This is a genomic window from Flavobacterium sp. MEB061, assembly GCF_000834715.1.
Lineage (GTDB): Bacteria > Bacteroidota > Bacteroidia > Flavobacteriales > Flavobacteriaceae > Flavobacterium > Flavobacterium pectinovorum.
This window is the reverse complement of record NZ_JXQR01000007.1, coordinates 1-12,217: the sequence shown is the minus strand read 5'-3', so window position 1 is coordinate 12,217 and position 12,217 is coordinate 1. Positions and strand designations below refer to the sequence as shown.

Below are 12,217 nucleotides of genomic sequence, written 5' to 3'. Positions count from 1 at the left end.
ATATTTGGGGTCAATTAAATGTATTAAAATATGAACTTCAATTCAAAAAATCCATTTTTAAGCAACAAGCGTTTTTCATCAAATGCTGTGTCAAAAGCTGAAGAGGTACACCAAGCACAAATTATTGATTACAATCAGGAAATGAGTGTTTCGGGTACAATCAATAAAACAGCAATTTTATTTTTAATTTTATGCGGAGCTGCTATGGTAACATGGTGGATGGCGTTTAACGGAATTAATATTATGCTGCCAGCGATTGGTGGTGCCGTTGTTGGACTTATTTTAGTTGTAATTTCTGCATTTAAACCACATCTTTCTCCTTATCTGGCTCCCGGATATGCCTTGTTTGAGGGACTATTCATTGGAGGTATATCCGCTATTTTTGAAGCAATGTATCCTGGAATTGTGATTAACGCTGTTGGTGCAACTTTAGTTACTTTTTTAGTTTGCTTAGGTTTATATAAATTTAGAATCGTAAAAGTAACAGAACAATTCAAGTCAGTAGTGGTTGCCGCTACATTAGCAATAGCAACTTATTATTTAATTTCATGGCTGGTATCTATGTTTACAAGCTTTACTCCTGTACATCATGGAAATTCTATGATGAGTATTGGAATTAGTGTTTTTGTTATTATTATTGCTGCTTTGAACTTATTTTTAGACTTTGATCAAATTGAAAAAGGAGTACAGCAAAGAATGCCAAAATTTATGGAATGGTACGGTGCAATGGGTTTAATGGTAACATTAGTTTGGTTATACATTGAATTTTTAAGATTATTATCAAAATTATCCAGTAAAGACTAATCTCTTTTTTAATCATAAAATCTAAGGCCTTTTTGAAAATTCAAAAAGGCCTTTTTTATTGCAAAATATTAGTTCTCCACATCTTTTTTTAATTGAAATTATGTTGTGAATTAACTTTTCACAATACTATTATCAATAAAGTTTTTAACGCCAAAAAGCAAAACTCCATTCTTGTTTATCAAAATTTAAGTCAAAATTGAGACAAAAAACTCATTGCAGTTATACTATTTAAAACAAATTAACAGTCTTTTTCTTTACTTTATTCCTTTTCTTTTATTACTCTAAAATCTCCTATTTATAATTAAAATAATTTGATTATAAAATTTAACCCGTACTTAAAAGTGTAGTAAAAATAATACTTAAGCAATATTTTTCATATTATGTAATAAATTACAATTAATGCAATTTATTACATAATACATAATTTAACATAATATTTTTTATTATATATGTTTTTTTATGATAAAAATATTTTGAATATCGAAATTTTATTTATTTTTGTGTAATCGATTACAATAAAACCACTTTTTGTAATTAGTAAATAACCACAAATTATTCTTTACTAACCTTAAACCAACTATTATGAAAAAAAACTTACTAATTTTGATTTTTTTGCTATCTATGCAATCATGGGCGCAACAAATTACCGAATCTACAGGATGGCTCGAATCTGTATTTGTAAAATGGCAACCTGTAAACAATGCTCAATCGTATAATGTATACTATACAGGCGAAGGAATTACTGATCGAAAAATTGACAATCAGCTTATTCGCAGTTATGGATCTTATTTCCGTGCGGACATTCCCGGGCTAAAAGCCGGCACCTACACCGTAAAAATAAAACCTGTAATTTCAGGAACAGAAGGAACAGGCACAACAACAGGCTCACTTACTGTGAAAGCACAGGATCGAACTGGCTTCGCTTTTTCAAACGGACGTGTGCCAGGTGGTTACAATGCTGATGGTACGATAAAAAGTAATGCTGTAATCCTATACATTACAGAACAAACAAAAAATACTGTATCACTAAATGTTACGGGAGCAACAACAAATCCCTGCGTAGGTTTACAAACTATTTTGGATGGATACAAGAAAGGCCAGGATTTACGCCCACTAATTGTTCGTTTGGTTGGACAAATTACAGATCTATCGTATATGCAAAGTGGCGATATAGCGATAGAAAATAATAAAAACGCATCCAGCTATATTACTCTTGAAGGTATTGGAAACGATGCGGTAGCTGACGGATGGGGAATAAGAATTAAAAACGCTTCTAATATCGAAGTTAGAAATATTGGAACTATGAACTGTAATAGCAGCGAAGGTGACAATATCGGATTACAGCAAAACAACGATTATGTTTGGGTACACAACTGCGATTTATTCTATGGAGATGCAGGAAGTGATGCTGATCAGGTAAAAGGAGACGGAGCAATGGATTGCAAAAAGTCAACTTATGTAACGTTCTCATATAATCACTTTTGGGATTCGGGAAAATCAAATCTATTAGGATTAAGCGAAGGAACTACCGCGGGATTATACATCACATATCATCACAATTGGTACGACCATTCTGATTCTCGTCATCCTCGTGTACGCTATTATTCAGCTCACGTTTACAATAATTATTATGACGGAAATTCAAAATACGGCGTAGGATCAACATTAGGTTCATCTGTTTTTGTTGAAAATAACTTTTTTCGTAATTGCAAATATCCAATGCTAACTTCGATGCAGGGAACTGATGTATATAACGGGGCTGAAGGAACTTTTTCAAGTGAAAATGGCGGAACAATAAAAGCATTCAACAACACGATGAGCGGGCAAACACGTTTTGTGGCTTATGATGCAAGTGCGTATCCGGTAGAATTTGATGCCTATGTCGCAGCTACAAGAAATGAAACTATCAGCAGCAGTATAAAATCTAAACAGGGCGCTAATACTTACAACAATTTTGATACTAATTCGAGTGTTATGTATTCTTACACTCCTGATAGCCCTGAAGTTGCCAAAACTAATGTAATGCAATATGCAGGACGCGTTTCTGGTGGAGATTTAAAATGGACTTTCAACAATGCTGTAGATGATACTGCTGATGCCGTTAATACAGGCCTTAAAGCTGCCCTTGTGAATTATCAGACAACTTTAGTATTTGTTCAGGATGGCACGAATAATCCTCCTGTAAGTTCTCAAACTTTAACTTCAACTTCAAACAATAACCAAACTGTTACAAGTGGCACAGCAATAGGTTCTATTGTATTTACATGGGGAGGAGATGCAACTGATGCAACTGTAACCGGTTTACCTGCATCAGGAATAAGCTTTGTGAAAAACACAACAGCAAAAACAATCACAATTACAGGAACACCAACTGCAACTGTAACCTATTCTATTGCTACAACAGGAACAGGAACACCAGCAACGGGATCTGGAACTATAACTGTTACAGCAGCTTCAACACAAACTTTAACTTCAACAAGTAATAATAATCAAACAGTTGCGAGCGGAACTGCAATAGGTTCAATCGTATTTACATGGGGAGGTAGCGCAACAGATGCAACTGTAACAGGATTACCGGCATCGGGAATTAGTTTTGTAAAAAATACAACAGCAAAAACAATCACAATTACCGGAACACCAACTGCAACATTATCTTATTCAATCGCTACAACCGGATCATCCGGCTCAGCTGCAACTGGATCTGGAACAATAACGGTGACAACAAATAATCCTGGTGGAAATGAAATACACAATTTTACAGCTTCAGGAAAAACGAGTTCTTTCTACAATATAACAGGAAATCTATCTACAACAAAAGGAACAGTAACATACAACGGCTTGACATTGACACAATGCCTTAAAATTGAGTCATCTACAAGTATAACTTTCACAACAACTCAGTCAAGCACTTTGACTTTGGTATTTGTTGAAGCGGCAGCAACAATTAAAGTGGACAACGTAGATAAAACTGCTTCAGGAGGAATTGTGACTGTGACACTTGCTGCAGGAAACCATACAATAACAAAAAAAGATACAGCTAACTTATTCTATATGAACACGCAATATAGCGGAAGCACTTTACGTATAGCACAAATACCAACTGCAGAAACAGAAACTGCAAAAGTTGTTTTATACCCTAATCCTGTTACCAATGTATTATACCTTTCTAATTCAGACCAAACAGTAGAAAAAATCGAGATTTATAATATTTCGGGAACATTGGTCAATTCATCAGGGAAAAATACCGAAAGTATCGATATAAGCAAACTTATTCACGGAACATATCTTGCGAAAATTTACACATCCAATGGTACAATTAATCAAACCATTCTAAAGAAATAATTGCAAACTAAATTTTAAAAGAAAGGCTTCCAAATATGGAAGCCTTTTTTCTTAATCATTTAATTTAATTACAAATCAAACTTTATACCTTGTGCCAACGGCAAACTTGTCGTGTAATTAATGGTATTGGTTTGTCGACGCATATAAATTTTCCAGGCATCAGAACCTGATTCACGTCCGCCTCCGGTTTCTTTTTCTCCACCAAAAGCTCCACCTATTTCAGCTCCTGAAGTTCCGATATTTACATTTGCAATACCACAATCAGAACCAACTACCGATAAAAATCTCTCCGCTTCACGCAAATTATTTGTCATAATAGCCGAAGACAATCCCTGACCTACTCCATTTTGAATTTCGATAGCACTATCTACATCACCCGAATATTTAATTAAATATAAAACCGGAGCAAATGTCTCATGCTGTACAATTGCAAATGAATTTTGAGCCTCGGCAATTGCAGGTTTTACGTAACATCCACTTTCATAACCTTCTCCTGAAAGAACTCCACCTTCAACCAGAATTTTTCCTCCTTCGGCAACAACTTTATTTAATGCAATTGCATACATTTCAACTGCATGAGTATCGATTAACGGTCCAACGTGATTGTTTTCGTCAAGCGGATTTCCTATTCGTAATTGCTTGTAGGCCGCAACCAAAGCATCTTTTACTTTATCATAGATACTTTCGTGAATAATCAAACGACGCGTCGATGTACAACGTTGTCCTGCCGTTCCTACAGCACCAAAAACAGCACCAATTACGGTCATTTTAATATCTGCATCCGGAGTTACAATTATGGCATTATTTCCTCCTAATTCTAAAAGCGATTTCCCTAAACGTCCGGCAACTGCCTGAGCTACAATTTTCCCCATTCGGGTTGAACCTGTTGCAGAAATTAACGGAATTCGTGTATCTGCCGTCATTAATTCTCCTATCTTGTAATCGCCATTAATCAGGCACGAAATACCTTCTGGTAAATTGTTTTCCTTGATAACCTGAGCAATAATATTTTGACAAGCGATTCCGCATAAAGGTGTTTTTTCAGAAGGTTTCCAAACACAAACATCACCAGAAATCCATGCCAAAGCTGTATTCCAGGCCCAAACTGCAACCGGAAAATTAAATGCCGAAATAATCCCTACAACCCCCAATGAATGATATTGCTCATACATACGGTGTCCTGGTCTTTCTGAATGCATCGTTAATCCATGTAATTGTCGAGATAACCCAACCGCAAAATCGCAGATATCAATCATTTCCTGAACTTCTCCGTAACCTTCCTGCAATGATTTTCCCATTTCATAAGAAACCAATTTACCAAGAGCTTCTTTATTCTGACGTAATTTTTCTCCAAACTGGCGTACAATTTCTCCACGTTGCGGAGCCGGAATTAAACGAAATGTCTTGAAAGCTGCTGTTGCAGCCTGCATTACTTTTTCATAATCATCCTGAGTTGACATTTTTACCGAAGCAATCAATTTTCCGTCAACAGGTGAAAAACTATCTAAAATTTCTCCTGATGAAAAATTATTGATCCCTGTTGATGTTCCTTCATTTATCAATTTGATGCCCAATTTATCCAGAGCCTCATTCATTCCAAATTGCGATGCTATTGTTGTCATTGTAACTTTTTTAGTTAAAATTGTTATATTTTTATGTAAAGATATTGTTTTCGAATTAAAATACAATTTAAATGATATTTTAAAATAAACGTAAATTTAGCGTTATTTCATATGAATTTCAGGAATAAGCCTCTATTTATTCACTTTAATTAATGAAATTTGTATCCTAAAAAATCCAGATATGACCACTTTCAACAGGCTTTTACTTTGTTTCCTTTTAATCTCATTTAATGCATTTTCTCAAAAAGAACAAAAAGCTTCTTTTCAAGTTGTTCCATTGGGAATAAAAGGTGGAATTGACGAAAAAAATCTTTCTGCATATTTATTGGCTCCAATAAATACAAAGGATTATATCTGCCTTGACGCCGGAACTGTAAATGCGGGAATCGAAAAAGCAATTGAAAACAAGGTTTTTAAAGTTTCCACAAGTGACGTTTTACGAAAATATATAAAAGGATATTTGATTTCGCATGCACATTTAGATCACGTTTCAGGTTTAATCATTAATTCTCCTGCCGATTCATCAAAAACTGTTTACGCAACTGACAAATGCATGCAAATGATGGAAAACCATTATTTTAACGATCAAACCTGGGCAAATTTTGGAGATGCCGGAGTTGGTTTTCCTTTGAAAAAATACCATTTTCAAACTTTAAACATTGGCGAAGAAACTCCTTTAACGAACACAAAAATGACGGTAAAAGCTTTTCCGCTAAGTCATGTAAACCCTTTTGAGAGCACGGCTTTTCTAATTAAAAATAATGAAGATTATGCACTATATCTCGGCGATACAGGACCTGATACGATAGAAAAAAGCAACAATCTAAGTGATTTATGGACTGCAATTGCACCTTTGGTTAAAAGCAAACAGTTGAAAGGAATTTTCATTGAAGTTTCTTTTCCAAACGAGCAGCCTGACAAGTTTCTGTTCGGACATTTAACTCCTAATTACTTAATGCAGGAAATGCATGTTTTGGAAGAATTAGCCGGAAAAGATACTTTGAAAGGTTTTAAAATTATCATTACACATTTAAAACCTCCAACAAAAAACATCATTAAAATTAAAGAGCAAATCAAAGATCAAAACGATTTAGGATTGAAAATTATTTATCCTGAACAAGGGAAACGTTTTGAATTATAAATTTGTAAGTTAATTTTTATAATTTAGCCAATAATTAAAATTTGAATGGAAATTATTTGGTCTAAAAAAGCAAAATATAACTTTGATAGTATTCAGAATTATCTTGAACACTATTGGACTCCTTTGATTGCTAAAAAGTTTATAAAAAATGTTATGCACATTACTAAAATACTGGAAAACAACCCTCAATTAGGAAAATACAGGCCCGATTTGGAATGTCGAGAAATATTGATTTCAAAACAAATTACCCTATATTACGAAGTAGAAGAAAACTTTATTACGTTAATTGCTTTTTGGAATAATCGTCAACAACCAATAGACATGTTTAATTTGTAAAATTTATATCAGTTTTTTTCTTTTCAATTCCTCTAATACTTCCTCATGGGTTATAAAATCCCCATTCTTTAGATCAAGTTTACCTTGTTCGATTTCTGCTTTTAGTTCTAATCGGAAATTTTCTACTGGAGAAAGTATTTTTGCTATAGAAAGCATCTCATCCGGAGTGAAGGTTTGGGTTTTTAGCTTTCTATAAAAAGTAGGACTTGGTATACCTGCTTTTTCAATAATATAAGCTTTTTTAAATGGAGACTTATCAATTAAATCCTCAATACTATTAACTATATTTTTATATGTGATAATTTCTTGTATCATTTTTGGTTTAATTTTATTTCATTTATGATACAAATATAGTATTATTCTTTCTTAAATAAAAATATTACTATAATGAATTAGCCCAGATAGAAGTGGAAATCCTTTTGTGTTAGTTGCGACGGACACAACAGATTGGAACGAATAGCTAGATTAGCTCCTAAAAAACTATTTCTTCGCAACAAATCTAGGATCACTTTCCATTACAGTTCCGCAATTATCGCAGGTTCTTAAATCTTCAGAGTTATAGAAATGTTCAAAATGTGGCAGGAAATCTTTCTCTATATTATGCAATTCAAAAAACACTTCATATAATTTATGATTGCAATTATCACAATGCCAAAGCAATCCATCAGTATACCCTTTTCCGGCACGTTTGCGCTCGATTACCAAACCTATTGAACCTTCGGAACGAACAGGAGAATGTGGGATTTTTGCAGGATGAAGATACATATCACCCGCATGTAATTCCATTTCTTTGCGTTCACCATCTTCCTGAATAACCACTTTTATACTTCCTTCAAGCTGATAAAAAAGCTCTTCGGTTTCATTATAATGATAATCTTTTCGGGCATTTGGACCTGCAACAATCATTACAATATAATCACCGGAATCTACATAAAGATTTTTGTTTCCAACAGGCGGTTTAAGTAAATGACGGTTTTCGTCGATCCATTTAGTAAGGTTAAAGGGTTTTGCTATTGACATTTTCTTTCAGAATTTTATGAAAAGCTAAGATAGTGAAATTTGTAGAGACGCACCGCAGAACACCTTATCAGATTTTATTATAGGAACGTAGACGCACTGCGGTTCGCCTCTACAATTACCCCTAGAGATGCATTTCTTTTATCAAATAAATATAAACAGGAAAGTGATCACTAAAACCAACTTCTGTCAATGTATGCCGCAATGGATATCCTTTGTATTTTCCGGAAGTCTGGATAAGATAAGATCTGTTAAAAATACCGGCTTTCCAAAATTTAAAAGAATCAAAATCAGGATCAATCAATGATTTTGATATTATAATCTGATCAAAAATATCCCAGGAATCCCGAAAAGCCAAAGTACCCATTCCTTTATAAAACATTTCTTCAAAAGGATTATAAACTCCAAATTCAGGAACATCAGCCTTTTTTGCTTTTGCACCCAAAGCTTCTTTTACACTTTTATTATAAGGGCCATCATTTAAATCTCCCATCGTAATTACCTTCGCATTTGGATTTATACGCTGTAGCGAATCGATAATTCTTCTGTTTAATTTACCCGCTTCTTCCCGAAATTTACTCGAAGCTTTTTCTCCGCCAGAGCGCGACGGCCAGTGATTGACTATAATGCTTATTTCTTCACCATCTAAATATCCAGTCACTAAAAGCTGATCTCTTGTAAAAACCCTATTGTTTTGAGGTTTTATTTTTACTTCCTCGTTTTCAGTTTCTTCCTTTTCATCTTCTTTGATAGCCTCTTTATTTTTGAAAATATATAAAGGTATGTTTGAATAGGATGTTGGCTTAAAATTTTTTTTCTGATACAATAATGCCACATCAATTCCTCGTTTATCCGGAGAATCAAAATGAATGATTCCGTAATCGAATTTAAGCAATTTGGGTTCTTTGATTAAATCTTCTAAAACACCTCTGTTTTCAATTTCAGAACCACCAATTATTGTTGGTGCGTTTGGGTTCTCCGGAGTTCCAATATCCGATAAAACGATTGAAAGGTTTTTTAATTTTTGCTGATATTTTTCTTTCGTCCAATTTTGAACTCCAGCTGGCGTCCATTCGTCATCATTTGTACTTGGGTCATTTATAGTATCAAATAGATTTTCGAAATTATAAAAAGCTACGGTGTGAATTGTGTACTTTTTAGATTGTGCAAATAAACACGAAATTGAAAAAAAGAATACGAATAAGAACTTTACTTTACGCTTATGTGTCATTGGTGTTGAATAAAAATCTAAAGTAAAGCATTTAATTATTTGTAAGAAAATTATATTTATTTTAATTTTCGTTTTGTGTTTTTTTATTGCAATTTGTCTTGTAACTTGCTGACTCAATTCCTTTATTAAAAAATGAAAAAAAATCTTTTTGCTGCTGTTTTATTTATTGTTTTCAACCTTTCTCATAGTCAGCAAAAAAGTTCATTTGCAGATAGCATCAGAATAAAATATCATATTCCCGAATTGGCTTATGCCGTTGTTTCATCTGATTCAATTATAGAAATCGAAGCTTTGGGATATCAACGAATTAACACCAATTTTAAAGCAAATCTGGATGATAAATTTCGTTTAGGATCGCTTACAAAAACTATTACAAGTTATATTGCTGCTGTTTTGGTTAAAGAAGGAAAAATAAAATGGGATACAAAATTCTTTGATTTATATCCGGAATTAAAGGCAAAAAGTAATCCTGCTACTTACGATTTTACTTTACAGGATTTTATCACTTTTAGAGCCCACATACCGACATGGTCTTACGGAAATGAAACGCCGACCCAAAAAGAAATTATGGGAAACGATCAGCAACAGCGTTATAAATTTATCGCCTGGTTTTTTAAACAAAATCCGGTTATTTCAGAAAAACAAGATGTTTATTGGTCAAATCCAAGTTATGTTGCTGCCGGACTAATGCTCGAAAAAGCAACAGGCAAAGCTTATGAAACTCTGGTAAAAGAATTAGGCAAAAGTTTAAATATCGATTTTGATTTTGGTCAGCCAAATTTAAAAGACATCAAACAGCCTTGGGGACATGATGAAGATTTAAAGCCCGAAGCTCCGGCATTAAATTATAAACTCAACTGGCTTTCATCGGCAGGAAATGTAAATGTTAGTTTGCCTGATTATTGTAAATTTACGCAAATGCAATTGCAGGGTTTATTGGGAAAATCAAAACATTTTACCGCAAAAGAATTTAATTATATGCATTTTGGTTTATTCGAATTTTCGTTTGGATGGGAATCTGAAATTAAAAAGAATAATGAGTTACAATATTCTTTTCACAATGGAAATCCGGGAACTTTTTTAACCAAAGTGTATATTTGCCCTGCAATAAACAAAGCTTTTATTCTGTTTGCAAATGTACAGTCTGAGGAAGCCGACAAAGGGCTAATGCTGCTTTTAGAAAAATTGCAAAACCAATATGGCGGTTAATTATTTAACGAAAATCTGATTTAAAAAATAATTTATAATTTTAAGCAAAAGAAAAAATATGAAAGCGAACTTTTTCTATCACTTCAGGAAACACTTTACTTGGTGCAAATTCGTATTTCTTATCTTTGCCTTACAATCATTCACCTGTCAATCTCAACAAAACATGATAACACCGCCTTATTTACAAAAAGGAGATACAGTAGCCATTTTAGCAACTGCCAGAAAAAATATCGATGACAACCTAAAGCCTACAATCGATTTATTGCATAGTTGGGGTTTAGAAGCTGTTGTAGGAACTACAATTGGACTTGATTATAATCAACTTGCTGGAACTGATGAACAGCGTGCCGCTGATTTTCAAAAACAATTAGACAATCCAAATATCAAAGCAATTTGGTGTGTTCGTGGTGGTTATGGAACCGTTAGAATGATTGATCTTTTGGATTTTACCAAATTTAAACAACACCCAAAATGGATTATTGGTTTTAGCGACGTTACTGTTTTACACAACCATTTAAATACGATGGGTTACAAATCAATTCATGGTGTAATGCCCGTAACGATCCCGCGTGCGACTCCTGCAGCTATTAGCTCAATGAAATCGAGTTTGTTTGGCGAACCTCTTTCCTACTCTGTTGGGCCGGATAAAATGAACCGTTTTGGAACTGCAACCGGCGAATTAGTGGGTGGAAATCTGTCTATTTTATACAGTTTATTAGGTTCACAATCGGCAATAGACTGTAAGGATAAAATTTTATTTATTGAAGATTTAGACGAATATCTATATCATATTGATCGTATGATGATGAATTTACGCAGAAATGGCTGTATCGAAAACCTAAAAGGAATTGTAGTTGGCGCCATGACCAAAATGAAAGATAACGAAGTGCCATGGGGGAAAAATGCAGTTGAAATTGTGGATGACGTTACTAAAAAATACAATATTCCGGTAATTTTTAATTTCCCGGCAGGTCATATTCAGGATAACAGAGCTTTAATTATGGGAAGCACCGTTACAATTGATGTAAACGCATCCGGAAGTACACTTACTTTTAAGAAATAATATAAACTCAAAATAGCCACGAAGTCGCAAAGACACAAAGAAATTAACTTTGCGTCTTTGCGACTTCGTGGCTAAAAAGCAAAAATGGCAGAACACAACGAACTCGGGAAAAAAGGAGAAGAACTTGCGGTAGAATATCTTCGAGAAAATGGTTATAAAATACTCGATAGAAACTGGGTTTTTCAGAAGGCAGAAATAGATATAATCGCTCAAAAAGATAATTTTTTAGCTGTAATAGAAGTCAAAACAAGATCAAGTACCGATTTTGGGTTGCCACAAGATTTTGTCAAGCAAAAAAAAATTCAATTACTGGTAAAAGCAATAAATGCCTACATAAACTATAGGGAAAAGGATTTTGAAGAAGATTTAGAAATTCGTTTTGACATAATTGCCGTACAAAAAAAGGATGAAACATTTGCAATTGAACATCTTACAGATGCCTTTTACCATTA

11 protein-coding genes are annotated in these 12,217 nt (G+C 33.8%); 7 read left to right on the top strand and 4 right to left on the bottom strand.

The features are described 5' to 3' along the window. The first annotated feature begins 30 nt into the window (after window positions 1–30). Window positions 31–804 (top strand): Bax inhibitor-1/YccA family protein, encoded by a 774-nt coding sequence (locus RT99_RS02930; protein ID WP_042563247.1) that lies wholly within the window; start codon window positions 31–33, stop codon window positions 802–804. 582 nt (window positions 805–1,386) lie between these two features. Then, complete coding sequence (locus RT99_RS02925; protein ID WP_042563246.1) at window positions 1,387–4,146, top strand: T9SS type A sorting domain-containing protein; 2,760 nt, start codon at window positions 1,387–1,389, stop codon at window positions 4,144–4,146. A gap of 68 nt (window positions 4,147–4,214) precedes the next feature. On the opposite strand, the gene RT99_RS02920 is transcribed toward RT99_RS02925, so the two are convergent. After that, complete coding sequence (locus RT99_RS02920; RefSeq protein ID WP_042563407.1) at window positions 4,215–5,768, bottom strand: aldehyde dehydrogenase family protein; 1,554 nt, start codon at window positions 5,766–5,768, stop codon at window positions 4,215–4,217. A gap of 181 nt (window positions 5,769–5,949) precedes the next feature. Here RT99_RS02920 and RT99_RS02915 point away from each other — a divergent pair, with 181 nt between their 5' ends. Then, window positions 5,950–6,909 (top strand): MBL fold metallo-hydrolase, encoded by a 960-nt coding sequence (locus RT99_RS02915; RefSeq protein ID WP_042563245.1) that lies wholly within the window; start codon window positions 5,950–5,952, stop codon window positions 6,907–6,909. 45 nt (window positions 6,910–6,954) lie between these two features. After that, window positions 6,955–7,245 carry a type II toxin-antitoxin system RelE/ParE family toxin gene (locus tag RT99_RS02910; RefSeq protein ID WP_042563244.1) on the top strand — a complete coding sequence of 97 codons (291 nt, stop codon included), beginning with the start codon at window positions 6,955–6,957 and terminating at the stop codon, window positions 7,243–7,245. A 3-nt stretch (window positions 7,246–7,248) separates the two neighbouring features. On the opposite strand, the gene RT99_RS02905 is transcribed toward RT99_RS02910, so the two are convergent. From RT99_RS02905 to RT99_RS02895, 3 genes are all read right to left on the bottom strand, one after another. Further along, window positions 7,249–7,560, bottom strand: coding sequence for a hypothetical protein (locus RT99_RS02905; RefSeq protein ID WP_042563243.1), 312 nt, complete (start codon window positions 7,558–7,560; stop codon window positions 7,249–7,251). 165 nt (window positions 7,561–7,725) lie between these two features. Further along, window positions 7,726–8,265 (bottom strand): 3-hydroxyanthranilate 3,4-dioxygenase, encoded by a 540-nt coding sequence (locus RT99_RS02900; protein WP_042563242.1) that lies wholly within the window; start codon window positions 8,263–8,265, stop codon window positions 7,726–7,728. A 121-nt stretch (window positions 8,266–8,386) separates the two neighbouring features. Further along, window positions 8,387–9,493 (bottom strand): endonuclease, encoded by a 1,107-nt coding sequence (locus RT99_RS02895; RefSeq protein WP_042563406.1) that lies wholly within the window; start codon window positions 9,491–9,493, stop codon window positions 8,387–8,389. 132 nt (window positions 9,494–9,625) lie between these two features. Here RT99_RS02895 and RT99_RS02890 point away from each other — a divergent pair, with 132 nt between their 5' ends. From RT99_RS02890 to RT99_RS02880, 3 genes are all read left to right on the top strand, one after another. Next, window positions 9,626–10,702 carry a serine hydrolase gene (locus tag RT99_RS02890; RefSeq protein WP_042563241.1) on the top strand — a complete coding sequence of 359 codons (1,077 nt, stop codon included), beginning with the start codon at window positions 9,626–9,628 and terminating at the stop codon, window positions 10,700–10,702. 163 nt (window positions 10,703–10,865) lie between these two features. Then, a complete protein-coding gene (locus RT99_RS02885) occupies window positions 10,866–11,765 on the top strand; it encodes an LD-carboxypeptidase (protein WP_042563240.1) in 900 nt (299 codons plus the stop codon). A gap of 84 nt (window positions 11,766–11,849) precedes the next feature. Beyond that, window positions 11,850–12,217, top strand: a 368-nt coding sequence (locus tag RT99_RS02880) for a YraN family protein (RefSeq protein ID WP_042563239.1), incomplete at its 3' end; no start/stop codon positions are given.

Bases quoted from the DNA above. Each gene is read 5' to 3' on its own strand.
- RT99_RS02930 (WP_042563247.1), top strand. From the start codon at position 31: ATGAACTTCAATTCAAAAAATCCATTTTTAAGCAACAAGCGTTTTTCA.
- RT99_RS02925 (WP_042563246.1), top strand. From the start codon at position 1,387: ATGAAAAAAAACTTACTAATTTTGATTTTTTTGCTATCTATGCAATCA.
- RT99_RS02920 (WP_042563407.1), bottom strand. From the start codon at position 5,768: ATGACAACAATAGCATCGCAATTTGGAATGAATGAGGCTCTGGATAAA.
- RT99_RS02915 (WP_042563245.1), top strand. From the start codon at position 5,950: ATGACCACTTTCAACAGGCTTTTACTTTGTTTCCTTTTAATCTCATTT.
- RT99_RS02910 (WP_042563244.1), top strand. From the start codon at position 6,955: ATGGAAATTATTTGGTCTAAAAAAGCAAAATATAACTTTGATAGTATT.
- RT99_RS02905 (WP_042563243.1), bottom strand. From the start codon at position 7,560: ATGATACAAGAAATTATCACATATAAAAATATAGTTAATAGTATTGAG.
- RT99_RS02900 (WP_042563242.1), bottom strand. From the start codon at position 8,265: ATGTCAATAGCAAAACCCTTTAACCTTACTAAATGGATCGACGAAAAC.
- RT99_RS02895 (WP_042563406.1), bottom strand. From the start codon at position 9,493: ATGACACATAAGCGTAAAGTAAAGTTCTTATTCGTATTCTTTTTTTCA.
- RT99_RS02890 (WP_042563241.1), top strand. From the start codon at position 9,626: ATGAAAAAAAATCTTTTTGCTGCTGTTTTATTTATTGTTTTCAACCTT.
- RT99_RS02885 (WP_042563240.1), top strand. From the start codon at position 10,866: ATGATAACACCGCCTTATTTACAAAAAGGAGATACAGTAGCCATTTTA.